This window comes from Oculatella sp. FACHB-28, from assembly GCF_014696015.1.
GTDB lineage: Bacteria > Cyanobacteriota > Cyanobacteriia > Elainellales > Elainellaceae > JAAUTN01.
Window position 1 is genome coordinate 111933 of sequence record NZ_JACJPJ010000092.1, and the last position, 14673, is coordinate 126605.

The following is a 14673-nucleotide window of genomic DNA, read 5'->3' on the forward strand; positions in this document are numbered from 1 at the left end:
CGATGGCAAAGCAACTTTCTCTGGAGCAGATCATCGCCTGCGATGTGACAGCAGAGACCGCTACTGAAATCCTGCCCCACATTAACCAATCCCTCGCAACGCTACCTGCGATCGCCTGCTGGCAGGATCTGACTCAGCATTTGCTAACACCCAAACACCCGTTTTCCCTACACGAATTGTTGTACAAAACAGCTTTCTGTGATTGGGATGTAACCCAGGGAATGCCCCCGGCTTGGTTTCCGACGCAAATGCAAGCTCAGTCTACCAACATTGTTGCCTTGATGCAGGCATTACAACTGAAGACTTACTCGCAACTGCACACCTGGTCTATTGAGAACCGGGCTAAATTCTGGGACCGGATGGTGCAACGGCTCGGCATTCGCCTACAGCAGCCCTACAGCCAGATTGTCGATTTATCTCAGGGTGTGGAATCTCCGCAATGGTTGGTTGATGCTCGCCTCAATATTGTCGAAAGCTGTTTTCAAGCCTCTGCCACTGCACCAGCGATTATCTTTAGCTCAGAACGGCAATCCCGCAGTGAGTCACTGAGGATGTGGACTTATCAGGAGTTACACTGCCTTGCCAACCGTGTTGCTCATGGTTTGGTGGATTTGGGAGTGCAACCGGGGGAGGCGATTGCCATTGATCTGCCGATGACGCCTGAGTCCGTGGCAATTTACCTGGGCATTGTCCAAGCAGGTTGTATCGTCGTGTCGATCGCCGATAGCTTTGCACCAGCAGAAATCGCCGCACGGCTGCGAATCGCCCACACCAGGGCAATTTTTACCCAAGATGTGATGTACTGGGGGGGCAAGTGCTTGCCGCTTTACCACAAAGTGATAGCAGCCAACGCGCCCCTGGCGATCGTGCTTTCTGAATGTGCTGATCCTGTAGTGGTCCGCCCAGGAGATTTGACCTGGCGCAATTTTCTCAGCGAGAACGACACCTTTAACGCGGTGCCAAGATTGGCTATGGACCCCACCAATATTTTGTTCTCCTCGGGTACAACTGGCGACCCGAAAGCGATTCCCTGGACGCAAATCACCCCAATTAAGTGTGCTGCGGATGGTCATTTGCATCACGACCTGTATCCAGGAGATGTGGTGGCTTGGTCAACCAGTTTAGGCTGGATGATGGGACCGTGGCTGATCTACGCCAGCTTGATTAACCGAGCGACGATCGCGCTGTACGATGGTGCACCCACCACTCGCGGCTACGGCGAATTTATTCAAGCAGCGCGGGTGACGATGCTGGGAGTTGTCCCCAGTTTGGTCAATGTCTGGAGAACGACTCACTGCATGGAGGGACTAGACTGGAGCGCCATCAAAGCGTTTAGCTCGACTGGAGAATGTGCAAATCCACAGGACATGCTGTATTTAATGTCGCTGGCTGGCTATCGTCCCATTGTCGAGTACTGCGGCGGCACTGAAATTGGCGGTGGTTACATCACTGGGACGCTGGTTCAACCCTGTGCGCCAGCAACCTTTACCACTCCCGCCTTGGGTCTGGGTGTAGTGCTGCTCGATGAAAACGGTCAACCTACTGACAAAGGAGAAGCGTTTATTGTGCCCCCTGCGATAGGACTTTCCACAACCCTGCTCAACCAAGACCACCATCACGTATATTTTGCTGACACTCCCCGGTGGAAGGGATTGCCGAACGACCCATCCAGGGGCAATTTACCAGCTGCTGCTGCTGCATCCATAACTCCCCTGCGGCGACACGGTGATTATCTAGAACGCTTTGAAAACGGCTACTACCGCGTCTGTGGTCGAGTAGATGACACAATGAACTTAAGCGGCATTAAGGTCAGTTCGGCTGAGATTGAACGGGTGCTCAATCAGCTAGAGGAGATTCAGGAAACGGCAGCGATCGCGGTCTCGCCTCCGGCAGGGGGACCAAGCCAACTGGTTATCTATGCCGTTGTACGACTAGGGACTGAGCTAACGTCAGCAGCCTTACAGACGCAGTGCCAGCAGGCGATCGCCCAGCAGCTTAATCCGTTGTTTAAAGTGCGCGATCTCGTCATCGTGGAGTCCTTACCTCGCACCGCCTCCCAGAAAGTCCTGCGTCGGGTGTTGCGGGAGCGTTATAACACGATCGCCGTCTTTTGGGATGGGCTAGAGCGCGATCGGCAGCACTAAGTGAGAACATCACTGGACGCACCAGCTACTGCAACCCAGTCATCCATTTCCGCTACATCAGTTGCTGTATGAAACCACCTTCGCGACTGGCAAGCTGGGCGGTTGTGTCGCAAAAACTGTCAAGGGCGTTCATACTAGTCGCGGTGGTATGTAGCTAATCGTAAATACTCTGGATCTGCCTTCACCAATTGCCACTTTTCATAGAAAATCTTGGCAGATTCAGCTTTGATTGGATCTTCTTCACGGGGTAGAACCGTTTTGGAACCTGCTGCATACTTGCGTCCTGACTTGTGGTTGGCATAGCGACGCGCTCTGGTATACCCCATCTGCAAAAACTTTCGTGCCATGTCCATACCAACGAAATCGCCCTCCGCCTTGTATTGGAGAAATAGGCTGTAGATTTTGTCAGCAGATTGACGGGCAATATCTGGGGTTTTGAATCTCCAGTAGGGCAAAATCTCGCTCTTGTAGGGTTCAACTAGCAAAACGCCCTGTTCGCCTCGACCGATCCGGTACAGTTCTGGATGCTGGCGAAAGTCGATCGCCTTGAAATCGAGCGAGTAATCAAATTCCTTCATCTACAGAAGTTCACTAACCCAAAACAACTAATCTTGATCCAGTTTCCTTATTTTGACCAAATTCATTGCTGATGAAATCGCCCTACTGATATAGTTACCGCCAGTCTAGTTAGAACATCGACTCGCGTTTGCTAAACATACCCGTATTTAGGTCTTGGACTTAAGCTATCACCCAAAAAACAGCGTTTCTCCTGAGAGAAAGTTAGTAGAGTTTTGAATCCAGCATGATTGGCTACCTTTCTCATCACTGTTTAAATCAATGCTTAGTTTCCACCAAACACCCTGCTGCTTCACAACAGCATCAGCTCAATGCAAATCCCCTCTCAAAGCGACAGCAAAACACGCTGCAGATAGCGCTGTGGGCAGAGGAAAAACTGGATGAACAGGTTGCACCTCAAATAAAACGACTGTTGTTGCGCGCTTTTGCTGTTTATAGACGACGCGATCGCCTATCCGCAGATACTTTAGCTCGGTATCGTCACGACCTCAAACAACAGTTTAAAGAGTGCCTCACTCAAAGGGAACATCAGTATTTGAGGCGATCGCCACTCTGCTTTACCAGATTTCCTTACTATCTTTTCCTGGTGTTAGACAACCCCTCCAACACTCCACTCGTTTCTCAGCAAAACCAGAATCAACTATTGATATCAGGCAGAAAAGGAAAATTTGCCGTTTGGTGTACTCACTATCACAGAAAGCTGCTTGCTCTGGTGAAAGTTTGGCTAGCAAATGGCACCAATCATGCCAAAACAGTGACCTTGAAGCATAGACTAGGCAGTATTAGCCTGATTCCAATCAAAGTCGGTAAGAGAGGGGTCAAAGTCCGAAACGTTTGGATTCACTATCATGACCTCTATCACCTTGAAGTCGCTCAGCTCGATAGAATTCAGATGGGAAACCATTGGGTGAGCGGTGTTAACGGCATCAATGGGCGGGTCTTTCATGACGCTCCAATTGTGGAGGAATACGACAGCTTTTTGGATGAAGCCCGAATTGCTATCCACGAAAGCCTCACTCGTCCTTCCGCTTTTAGCCAACTCAAACTGCTTTGCTGGATAGGGTTGCTACTTATACAGGGGATTAATCCTTTGGCAGTCATCATCCGTCATATTAAAAGCCTGAAAAAGAAGCAGGCAGAGCTTTGGCTATAGCTTCTACCTAACTGCAGGGGCTGTAGTTAAACTCAGTGGAGCAGTCACCCACTCCATTAGGGATACTCTGCTAAGGTGCCAGAGTATTGAAAAACCGGCGATCGCCCCACCTATCTACCCAACTGCTCGACTCTCTCAATCTTTTGCCGTAGCACCTCAATCTCCCGCTTCAGACGCTTCAGTTCCTTGGGAGCGGCGATCGCCTCCTTATACTGCTCAACCTCAGCAGCCTTCAAGTACGAACGAGGCATTTGCTGATGTAGTGTTTACGAGATTCAAACTCAATGGCTTGCGGCTTTTAGTCTTCCTTTGATGGATAGAAGCAGGCCGTCAATACCTCTGCCACGCAGCACAGGAACAATAATCGAGACGAGATCAGGATGAGCGGACACTGCTGTGCGTTGCATAATTGCGGGATGAATTAATCCGGTATGGGTACAATTCCATTTTTCAGGTAATGCAATAGAGACCAATCCAGAATTATGCTGCGACGTTACCAAATCGGAAACTAGACGCAACAATACCGCCAAAGTTATTTTCATCATGATAAACACAAACACTTGGCTCGTTTTGGGCTGCGCCAACTGCGACCATCAACGGTAGTAAATGGTCTTCCTGTGGGTGAGCTAATCGTGCAGCAGGGGCGTTAGTCCAATGGATAAGTTTATCAACTCGCTGTGTTGGCTCAGATTGCACCAGCGTCTGCTGAAGCCAATCATCAAATTGCTGGGATGCTTCTGCACCATTTGGCCCAAAATTCCTGAGATTGTGATAGCTCAATCCGCTACCAATAATGAGTACACCTTCCTTTCGCAATGGAGCCAATGCTTGTCCTACTTCCAAATGAAGTTCCGGGTCATAGCTTCGCTTGAGCGAAAGCTGAACGACAGGAATCTGTGCTTGCGGATACATGGGGTACATCACCGTAAAAGTACCGTGGTCAAAGCCGCGCTTCGGGTCAAGATGGACTGAATATCCAGCATCCTGAATCAGCGATTGGACGCGAATAGCCAATTCTGGTGAACCTAGGGCACTATACTTCACTTCGTATGTATGCGCGGGGAATCCTGAATAATCGTAAATCATTGGAGGATTTGGACTCGCCGAAACAGTAAAGTCTTCTTCTTCCCAATGTCCCGAAATCATTAGCACTGCTTTGGGTGTCGCTCCTAACTGGCGAGGGATATCCTGTAACGAAGTTTCGAGCAGATCGAACTTTTGACCCAATTGGTCTTTCATGTAGGGCCAGGGCCCGCCACCATGAGAAACAAAGTAGGTCGGAAATTTAGGCATCATCATATCTAAATTCTGTTTGATGGTTATGACTCCGTAGCCGATATAACTCACTATATTCGTATACTATTAGTTCATCAATAGGCAGAATATTGATCCATCATTTCTTATTAGTTGATGATGCTTGGGCAGAATGGATACATTAGTGAGCATGCGCGTGTTTCGCAGAGTTGTAGAACTGAAAAGCTTTGTTGCTGCCGCCGATCGCATGGAAATGTCTCCCGCAATGGCTAGCAAACACGTTATGCACCTAGAGCAGCACTTAGGCGGTCGCTTGCTCAATCGCACCAGTCGGCATTTAAGTTTGACTGAAATCGGGAAAGTCTATTTTGAACAATGTTGCGAGATGTTGGATAGCCTGGATGAAGTAGAAGCAACAGTCAGCCGAGCAACAATTGTACCGAGTGGGGTGCTAAAAATTAGTGCCCCAGTCTGGTTTGCCAATCGCACATTTACGAAGATACTTGCTAATTACCAGGCACAGTTTGCCGCAGTCTCTTTAGACATTGACTTAAGTGGGCGCATGGTTAACGTAGTAGAGGAAGGGTTTGATTTGGTATTGAGAGTGACTCAATCTCCTCCTAGTAACCTGATTGCACATCCAATTACATCTATTCCGTTTTACCTGGTAGGCTCTCCGTCATACCTTCGCAAGGCTGGATACCCTTTAAAACCGAAAGATTTATCGCAGCACGCTATGATCACTTATTCATATTTGTCACTTTCAGAAGGTGAACTACCCCTTGAAGGATTAACGGGGAAAGAGAGCGTTAAGATTGATTCGTCGGTGCTGCGGACTAACAATGAAAATCTGATGCACAACGCTGTAATGGATGGAATGGGTCTGGCATTCTTACCAACTTGGCTGATTGAAGACGATATTGCTGCCGGACATCTAGAGAGGGTGATGCTGGATTATCGTTTGCCAGCTAGCATGCTTTATGCCATGTATACTAGCCGCAAATATCTTTCATCGAAAGTGCGAACCTTTGTTGATTTTATTGCTGAATGTAGCGAGCTAAAAAACTAACTTTTGGAAAGAGCAGCACAGGTCACGCGTGGTTGAGTGACGTGGTTAGCATCCAATACTATGTGAAAGAAGCGTGCTGCTGCTTTGCCTAACCAGTTTTTGCGATACAACCTAAGCGGCGGCGCTGCCGCTTATGCGAAACTTACGGAACAATTGCAGTAACGCGGATTTCAATCCGCATTGTTGGAAGCCCAAGCGCCGCGACTCCTACCTGTGTCCAAATTGGGGCGTGGTTAGGCATGTAATGACGAAATAGCTTGACCATCACATCGTTAACCTCTGGGGGAAACCCGCCAACATGGTAAGAATTGACGTGGACAACATGCTTCCAACCCGCACCAGCAGTCGCCAAAGTTCGCTCTACGTTCCGAAACGCTTGGGCAATCTCGTCTCCGAGTGATTCGGGAATTTGCAGATCGCCATCCCAACCACCTTGACCTGATGTCTCCACTCGATTGCCAATTTTTACCGCTTGCGAGAAATGCAATTCATTCAGCATGTATTCCCCATAACCGGGGGTGACAAAAAACTCGGGCTTATTCATGGTTTCATCCTTGACTTCAGTTTTGATGACGAAAGCCCTTAATTCAACAATCTCACCGTCGCGAAAGCGCCAGACATCGCAGTACGAGTAATGAGCCGCCTTCCCGTCTTCATCCTTCATTGTGATGTCGCCGAGTGCCGTGACGAAATCACCTTCAGCGATTAAGTCAGCCACCATAAACTTGGGAGGCTCTACGTATGTCGTTGCCATCCATTGGCGAACGGCTTCTTTTCCGTTGAGGGTCTTATCGCCTACAAACGTCCATTTCGTGTCGTCAGCGCAGAATGACAAGAATCCTTCATAGTTGCCTGCAGCGATCGCCGCATTTGCCTCTTCTAAGATTGCTTTATTTTTGGCTGACATTTGAATTTCTCCTCTGTTCAAGTGGATGCTTTAACGGAGTGTTCTTTCTACCAACGCATCATTCTCCTCAGCAAAGCCGATGAACGACTGGAGACATTGCAGGGTTTCCCTAACCGACATTAATGTTAGGCGTTGAGTTCTCCTGGGAATGTTGCTTCTCGTTTGATTTAACTTAAGCGTAGTGAATTCCTATGCTCGGTTTCTTTCAGATTCTTAGGGTGTTTTGTCAAATTCTTGCGTGATAACCTTTAGGACACAGCGCTGATCAGTTCCTCGCTTTTCGCCCAAAGCTGCTTAGCTTTGTTAGTGTCGAGCGCATACGACCTGACGCCGTCGGCAAACGGGTTGGGCGTGTCATCAATCGGTGCGATCGCGCAATCTTCGAGATAGTGTCCACCGATCTCGTCTTTATTCGCCACGACTGCTGCCCAGACCGACGTGGCGGCTGCCTGCGGGATTTCTTTCAACCCTTTCGGCGGCAGACCCGCTTCGGCGCGCGCTGCGTCAACGGTCTGTAAAAGTCCCTGCAAATCCTCCGGCGAGAAATGGCGGGGTAGGTCCGTCAGACTGTTTCCGGGCATCACCGAAGCAGCCCGAATGCCGCGATCGCGATGCCGCCTGTCAAACTCCACAGCGAACAGTGAATTGGCGGTTTTCGATCGGCTATAGGCAACCCATGGATCGTACGCCTGCTGCTCAAAATTCGGATCGTCCAAGTCGATATCGGCACCGCGATGCGCGAGCGACGACAAGACTACCAGCCGTCCATGCTCGGCGAGCAGCGGCTCGATCTCATTGATCAGGGCGAAATGACCAAGATGGTTCGTCCCAAACTGGACTTCAAAGCCGTCGATCGTTCGACCGAACGGAGTTGCCATAACGCCAGCGTTAGCGATGATGACATCGAATGGCTGTCCGTCAGCCAACAGTTTATCCGCGCAGTCACGAACGCTTTGCAAGGATGCCAGATCGAGTTCGATCAATTCCAGGCTGCCACCTCCTTGCGACGCGGCATCACGAACCGATGCAGTGGCTGGCTCAGCTTTAGCGAGGTCCCTGACCGCGCCGACGACGCTAGCGCCGTGAGAAACCAATGAGCGGGCGGTTTCAAGCCCAATGCCCGACGATGCACCCGTAATGAGAAATCGCTTTCCCTTGAGATCAATGCCCGTAAGCACCTCGTCGGCGGTCGATTTTGCACCAAATTTTTCAGCCATTTCTTTTCCTTTCGTTAATTGTGAGTGTAAAAGTCTTGATCTTCTTCGGCTTGATCTTCGACGCTCAGATTTGGAATCCGCCGGACACATCCACTACACCGCCGCTGATGTAGTCAGCGTCTGGACCTGCAAGGAAGCAAACGGTCGCTGCCACCTCCTCCAAGGTTGCGATCCGGCGGATTGCGTGAAGATCCATGATCGCTTCCGGCAATTTGTCAGCTACAGCCGCCGCCATGTCCGTTGGCATGATGCCTGGCTGCACGACGTTTACGGTGATGTTGCGCGGGCCAAGATCACGCTGGACACCTTTCGCATACCCTATGATTGCCGCCTTGGTGCCCGCATAGTCCGCCACGCCCGGGAATGGGACACGGCTGCCAAGCCCAGAACCGATGAAAATGATCCGCCCACCGTCCGCGAGTTTTCGTGCTGCGGCCCGCGTTGTTGCCACAACACCGAGTACATTGATGTGCCACTGACGGTCGTATTCATCGGCATTGAGTTCAGGATCATCGACCCTCTTGCCTTGAACCGCGATGCCCGCATTGTTCACGAGGATGTCGAGCCTGCCGAAGTGTGAGACGACGGTGTCGATCAACGATTTAGCGGACGACAGGTTGGACTGGTCGCTTTTGATCGCGATGGCGCGCACGCCTGTCTTTTTCAACTCCTGAACAACCGCCTCCGCTTTTTCTGCTGACACGACATAGCTGATCGCAACGTCAGCACCCTGAGCAGCCAGCGTCGAGGCGATCGCCGCTCCTAGACCGCGAGAACCACCCGTTACCAGTGCAACTTTGCCTGCAAGGGTTGTCGTCATGATGTACTCCGTTGGATGTATTACTGCCAAATCAGTATTTATTTACCGATTGGTACAGATTAGTATGAGCCTTCTCAGACTGTCAAGGAAGTTTTATACTGAGCGGTATGGAAGCTAAAAAATCCCATGGTGTGCAGGGTCGTCCTCGCGCTTTTAATGTCGACATCGCTTTAGAGCAGGCTTTGCTTCTGTTCTGGCGCAAGGGCTATTTGGGTACATCGCTCACCGATCTGACTGAGGCGATGGGCATTAACCGTCCGAGCCTTTACGCCGCCTTTGGCAACAAGGAGACTTTATTCCGCAAGGCACTCGATCGCTATCGCGGTCAGCGCGCTGCGTACGTGCGGGATGCCCTTGAGGAACCTACTGCCCGGAGAGTGATCGAGCGGATAATGCAGGGCGTTGTGGATTTAGTGACCAATCCAAACAATCCGTCCAGTTGTCTGGTTGCACAGAGTCTGCTCACCTTTGCAGATCCAGATGATCCGCTCCATCAGGAATTGGTAGAACGCCGAGCGGCAGACGAGCTTGCTATCCGCGATCGCTTCGAGCGGGCGGCATCTGAGGGGGACTTGCCGCCTGATGCTGACCCTGCTGACCTTGCCCGCTTTGTACTCACGGTCAACTCTGGACTGTCTGTGCAAGCAGCAGGTGGGGCCAGTCGCACGGAACTCCTACAAGTTGTTCAGACGGCGTTGCAAGCTTGTCCAATATTAGATTAGGTAGATAGGTTTTATTATTTGTTTAAGTTAAGGAATTGCTGTTCGCAAAGAGTATGCAGAGGTCATTGGTACCAATGGGATGGAGTTGTTAGAGCGGGTATGGGAAGATGCTACTACACCTGTGAGGTTGACCTATCTTCCATGTCAAGTTCGCATAAATCAGCCTTTGTTCTAAATCTTATGCAAGGTTTTAACTTCCCTACATCTGAGAGCAACGCTTAACTAGAACATTCCATCTCCAATCCGACGCTACTAGCTAAGCCAAATGCCCATTAGCAATTCCTCAAGGGAGGAAGATACTTGTCAATCGTTGGCTTGAAGAAGCACCAAGCAGGTTAGCTAGTTTGTAATCACTCTGTTAGTTCTAGCTAACAAGTCATCCTGAAGCTCCTCCGATTCACGAGGAAGGATTTTTCAGCGGACACCTGGTTAAAGAAATCTAACAAGCTGATGAGTTTTAAGATTCCCCTGCGTATTTTGGAGATGGCTGAGAGGAACTTGATCACCAGCGATGAAAAAAGACCTTAATTATTACGCTAGAAAGTTCGCAAAGCTCAAGGTTAACCGAAATAATGGGGTGAACGCTCCGCACAAACCGATCCTATTACTCGCGGTTATAGAACTGATTGAACAGAGGAAGATTCAGACCAATCAGATTTACCTTTCTCCCGAGCTAATCGCTACCTTCTTGAAATACTGGTCTAATTTAGTCACAACTCATCATCAGTCCAATATTGCGCTCCCCTTCTTTCATTTGACGGGTGATAAATTTTGGCACTTGGCTCCCAATATGAGTTATGAGGGCAACCTTGCTTCCATCAAACCAAGCTTGTCGGCTCTACGAAACGCGGTGAGATATGCCTATACCGACCCTGAACTATTTGAGCTGTTGCAATCTCCTGCTGCCCGATTTCAACTCACGACCATCTTGATTCAAACATGGTTTCCGCACCAGGAGATTCAGCTTCAGAAACTCTATGAGGTGGATGAGTTTGAGAACGTTCAGCGTAAGCTCTCTGAACAAGGGGGAGCCGTTTATAAGATAGAAGATTTAAAGGATGAAGAAAAAATATTTATCAGAAATGCAGCATTTAGAAGAGTGGTGGTCTCTCTCTACAAACAGCGCTGCGTTTTCTGCAAGCTGAAAGTGATTAGTCAGGATAATCAGAATGTTGTAGACGGCGCACACATCAAGCCGTTTTCTGAATTTCGGGACGATCGCTTTGATAACGGTATTTCTCTCTGCAAAAACCACCACTGGGCGTTTGACCACGGTTGGTTTGGCATTGATGACAGCTACCGGATTGTTGTACCTGGCGATCGATTCTATGAAGAAACTCCAAAGGATACAAAGTCAATCCGAGAGTTTCATGGAGAACAAATCTTAATGCCAACTCAACTTGAGTATCAACCAAGAATCGATGCCCTGACCTGGCATCGTAACTATTGGAAGATTGCCTCGTGATCTGCCGTTGTATTTGGTGAAAGGGCGATCGCGTAGCTATATCCCTGCAATTGCTAACAGTACTTCCGTTAAGCAAAAACCTTGCAGCCAAATTTTCCAGTAAGTTTGGTATATCTCTATACATCATTCTATCCAACAACTATTCATCACCCTATTTAGAACAGCTCATGTATTTCTCCAAACTGCTCTCTCTGGCGCTCACCCTACCCCTAACGATCGCCCTACCGACATTCCACATCGATCACGCTGCTATTTCGGGGTCTTCTCAAGCACTTGCTCAAGCTTTTCCAGATCTCAGCAATCCCACTGTACAGCTTTATTTACAGGCTGATGGCTTAGTATCGTCCGGTTTTCCGGAAGAAGGCATTGCTTTGTTTGAACGTTTGTTGCAGCAATTGCGGGATAGGGGCGATCGCGTCGCAGAAGCAGATTTGCTGAAAAGCATTGCATCCAGCTTTGAAACAGAAGGAGATCTGGAACGTGCTTTAACCTACTACCAACAAGCATTAGACATTTATGAAGGAAGTATTATTTCTCCTGCTGATCGCACAACTCAACTGTTTGAAGCCAGTGAGGTGCTTAACCAGATGGCTTCAATTTATATGCGGCTTGAAAACCCTGAACAGGCGTTTGCGGCATATCAACAGGCGAGCGAGATCAACCATCGAGCCAACCTGCCCTGGGAGGAAGCATCAACACTGGGGCATCTGGGAACGGCTTACCAAATTGCCGGACAAACGGAACAAGCCCTCGCTGCCTATCAGCAGGCGATCGCAATCTACACGGAGGTAGGGAGCAGTCCTTACGATGCACCTAGAATCTTCAATCAAATAGGCATGATCTATCAGGCACAGGGACAGTTTGACCAAGCTCTAGCCGCCTATCAACAAGGATTAGCCGCCGTTGCAGAACAATCAGACGACTTTCAAACCGTTGATCGCGTCCTCACCCTCGATAACATCAGCACGCTGTATCAAGCACAGGAACGAGCAGATTTAGCAGCAGACTATGCTCAACAAGCAGAAACAACGCTCACTCAAGCATCGACTGATGAGTTCATAGGGGAGAACCTATCTCGAAAAGCCGATTTCCTGAAAGAAGTGGGCGATTTTTACCTCACAATCGGACAACTTGAACGAGCCAGGAGCTATTTTGATCGAGCCGTGGCGATCGCAGGTCAACACCCTGGTGGAGGGCTGGAATATCTGCTGCCTACAATCATATTTGCTTACACCCAACAAGGGCAGATAGCACCTGCCATCCCCTATCAGGAACGCTATACAGAACTGGTTCAAGACCAAACCTTTTCACCAGAACGGGCAACATCACTCGCGAGTCTGGGGAACCTGTATCAAATGATTGGACAACTCGGGCAGGCTTTGACAACATACCAACAAGCATTAACAGCCTTTCAAGAACTCGAGCAGGAACTCGGAGGACAGACAGGTGAGATTGTCCAAACTATACTTGACCTGGGTTCAGTTTATGAAAAACAAGGACAGGCAGAACAGGCATTAGCCACCTACCAACAGGCACTGAGTTTATACGAAACCGACGACTTCTCACCAGGAAAAATTCATCTATTAACTCAGTTGGCTCAGTTTTATGACATGCAAGGGCAACCCGATCGTGCTCAACAGTATTCTCAGCAAGCACAAACGCTTCGCAATCAGATGTTGGAGCAGTTCAACCAGATGAACGAAACGCAAGGGCAACCCGATCGCACTCCATAAAATGAATGTACATTCGCACATTAAATGTCGCAATCTATGAAGCATTGTCGCCCAGGCGAATTGGGTCCACGGGTTTGGATAGCAAGGGTTCTATGGCTATTTTGTCCGAACGACAACATTTGAGTAAATCCGCGCGTTACATTCAGAAATGCGGCGTTTAGAAAAGTGGTTGTCTCTCTATGAACAGCGCTGTATCTTCTGTAAGCTGAAAATGATTAGTCAGGAGAATCAGAATGTTGTAGACGGTGCTACACATCAAGCCATTTTCTGAATTTCGGGACGATCGCTTTGATAATGGCACTTCTCCCTGCAAAAAACATCACTGGGCATTTGACCACGGTTGGTTTGGTATCGATGATAGATTGTGACTTTACCTGAATTTTGGACAAGAACATACCCAAATTTTGGACAACTGTGGGGCTAAATCCCTTATTCTTTCGTTAACCCTCAAGACCAGTTTTTTGCCTTTTTACCACCAAATTTTGGACAAACATCAGTTTCCGAACCCAACGACTGGACAAAAGTTCTCAACAATTTGTCATGAGATTTTTGGCTCATTTTTAAGAAGGTGTGCTAGTAACTTTCATCAGGGGTAGTGGCCCTAGTACAACTAGCTCAATAACCTAAGAAGTGTGCTTCTCCTTCCCCAGAAAATGCTGGAGAGCTTGCTCGTAGATAGAGCTTTGAAAAGCTTTTTGCAATACAACGGTGCTAGCTAATGACCCGATTGCGTTAATATGCCCAAATTGCAAAGAAAACAGCAGCACAGGTTGTCCAAATTAACCACTCTAAATGCAGGGCGAGGTGGTCGTCAAAGAGAGCTGATGAACAATCGTTTGGGAATGTTGATGGCACGGGTCGAGGGAGAATCGATTAGTGAGTAGACACGACGGAACAGGGATGAGAGTTAGCAGCGATTGCGCTCCAAATCAAACACGGCTTTTTCCCAACACCATTGCTCTAACTTGTCTGGGTTCCTAGCTCTGATTGACCCGACCAGGCGAATGGCACCAGCGCGATCGCCATTCAGCAATCGATACATTTTGGACTCCACACTTGCACTTACAAATTGGGAAGTTGAAAGGGCTAAAGGAGTTGGAGTGGTTAGAGGAGACGAAGTGGTTGAAGAAGTTGAAGGAGCTGAAACAGGGGAAACTACAGTTGAAGCTATTTTCTGAGGGGTTGAATTCTTAATAAAAATAACCTGAGAGCCAACGTTAAGAAACCGAGATCTATTTTTATTAATTGGTTTTCTGATAGGTGGAACCGTACGAGGCAAGGTCTTGTACTGTGGCTTAAAAAGTTCTGCAACAAGGAAGTAGAACATCACACAGGCGAGAAGAATTACAATCCCTCCCACCCACAAGATTATTGAGTCAATCATAGGTATCTTTGAGTTGGTTGTAGTTGCTTGCAGAAGCTCCCTCGGTTTACGGATGCTGGGGAAGTTTTGTCTTTAAAGATGCCCATTGAAGCGCAAATAAAAACGCCTCAGCACTGCTGATACGGAATCCGGATCGTAAAGTGACACTATTTTATTTCTCCTTCCACCAATGGAAAAGTGTGTGTCCACGAATGGTGTCTGGCATTGCTGAAAGAGTAAGACAACGAGA

Annotated in this window: 14 protein-coding genes and 1 pseudogene; 7 read left to right on the forward strand and 8 right to left on the reverse strand. The window is 48.7% G+C overall.

Features of this window, described 5'->3' with window-relative positions; genetic code table 11:
- Positions 1-2 precede the first annotated feature (2 nt).
- Complete coding sequence (locus tag H6F88_RS24970) at positions 3-2144, forward strand: AMP-binding protein (RefSeq protein WP_190645507.1); 2142 nt, start codon at positions 3-5, stop codon at positions 2142-2144.
- Between the two features lie 134 nt (positions 2145-2278).
- Here H6F88_RS24970 and H6F88_RS24975 read toward each other — a convergent pair whose 3' ends face one another.
- Positions 2279-2722, reverse strand: a complete 444-nt coding sequence (locus H6F88_RS24975; protein ID WP_190645508.1) for a DUF4385 domain-containing protein — start codon at positions 2720-2722, stop codon at positions 2279-2281.
- 224 nt (positions 2723-2946) lie between these two features.
- On the opposite strand from H6F88_RS24975, the gene H6F88_RS32820 reads away from it, so the two are divergent.
- Complete coding sequence (locus tag H6F88_RS32820; protein WP_199333784.1) at positions 2947-3873, forward strand: hypothetical protein; 927 nt, start codon at positions 2947-2949, stop codon at positions 3871-3873.
- Between the two features lie 110 nt (positions 3874-3983).
- Here the strand turns inward: H6F88_RS32820 and H6F88_RS24985 are convergent, their stop codons facing one another.
- Together H6F88_RS24985 and H6F88_RS24990 are read right to left on the reverse strand one after the other, a co-directional pair.
- Positions 3984-4124: a hypothetical protein gene (locus H6F88_RS24985; protein ID WP_190645510.1), complete on the reverse strand. Its 141-nt coding sequence runs from the start codon at positions 4122-4124 to the stop codon at positions 3984-3986.
- Between the two features lie 229 nt (positions 4125-4353).
- A complete protein-coding gene (locus H6F88_RS24990; protein ID WP_190645534.1) occupies positions 4354-5166 on the reverse strand; it encodes a dioxygenase in 813 nt (270 codons plus the stop codon).
- A 133-nt stretch (positions 5167-5299) separates the two neighbouring features.
- Between H6F88_RS24990 and H6F88_RS24995 the strand changes: the two genes are divergently transcribed.
- Positions 5300-6196, forward strand: coding sequence for a LysR family transcriptional regulator (locus H6F88_RS24995; RefSeq protein WP_190645512.1), 897 nt, complete (start codon positions 5300-5302; stop codon positions 6194-6196).
- 142 nt (positions 6197-6338) lie between these two features.
- On the opposite strand, the gene H6F88_RS34645 is transcribed toward H6F88_RS24995, so the two are convergent.
- The 4 genes and pseudogenes from H6F88_RS34645 to H6F88_RS25015 all read right to left on the reverse strand — a co-directional run bounded on the left by H6F88_RS34645 (position 6339) and on the right by H6F88_RS25015 (position 9140).
- Entirely contained in the window at positions 6339-6740 is a 402-nt protein-coding gene (locus H6F88_RS34645; protein WP_190645535.1) for a RidA family protein, read from the reverse strand.
- A 12-nt stretch (positions 6741-6752) separates the two neighbouring features.
- A pseudogene (locus H6F88_RS34650) lies at positions 6753-7103 on the reverse strand (nuclear transport factor 2 family protein); the annotation flags it as partial.
- A gap of 248 nt (positions 7104-7351) precedes the next feature.
- Positions 7352-8320 carry an SDR family NAD(P)-dependent oxidoreductase gene (locus H6F88_RS25010; protein WP_190645513.1) on the reverse strand — a complete coding sequence of 323 codons (969 nt, stop codon included), beginning with the start codon at positions 8318-8320 and terminating at the stop codon, positions 7352-7354.
- 64 nt (positions 8321-8384) lie between these two features.
- Positions 8385-9140 (reverse strand): SDR family oxidoreductase, encoded by a 756-nt coding sequence (locus H6F88_RS25015; RefSeq protein WP_190645515.1) that lies wholly within the window; start codon positions 9138-9140, stop codon positions 8385-8387.
- A gap of 107 nt (positions 9141-9247) precedes the next feature.
- On the opposite strand from H6F88_RS25015, the gene H6F88_RS25020 reads away from it, so the two are divergent.
- The 4 genes from H6F88_RS25020 to H6F88_RS34655 all read left to right on the forward strand — a co-directional run bounded on the left by H6F88_RS25020 (position 9248) and on the right by H6F88_RS34655 (position 13428).
- Positions 9248-9862: a TetR/AcrR family transcriptional regulator gene (locus H6F88_RS25020; protein ID WP_190645517.1), complete on the forward strand. Its 615-nt coding sequence runs from the start codon at positions 9248-9250 to the stop codon at positions 9860-9862.
- Between the two features lie 511 nt (positions 9863-10373).
- Positions 10374-11327, forward strand: coding sequence for an HNH endonuclease (locus tag H6F88_RS25025; protein WP_190645518.1), 954 nt, complete (start codon positions 10374-10376; stop codon positions 11325-11327).
- A gap of 167 nt (positions 11328-11494) precedes the next feature.
- Complete coding sequence (locus tag H6F88_RS25030) at positions 11495-13060, forward strand: tetratricopeptide repeat protein (RefSeq protein WP_190645520.1); 1566 nt, start codon at positions 11495-11497, stop codon at positions 13058-13060.
- Positions 13061-13305: 245 nt separating this feature from the next.
- A complete protein-coding gene (locus H6F88_RS34655) occupies positions 13306-13428 on the forward strand; it encodes an HNH endonuclease (protein ID WP_347277256.1) in 123 nt (40 codons plus the stop codon).
- Between the two features lie 539 nt (positions 13429-13967).
- Here the strand turns inward: H6F88_RS34655 and H6F88_RS34170 are convergent.
- A complete protein-coding gene (locus H6F88_RS34170; protein WP_277882229.1) occupies positions 13968-14102 on the reverse strand; it encodes a hypothetical protein in 135 nt (44 codons plus the stop codon).
- Between the last annotated feature and the right edge of the window lie 571 nt (positions 14103-14673).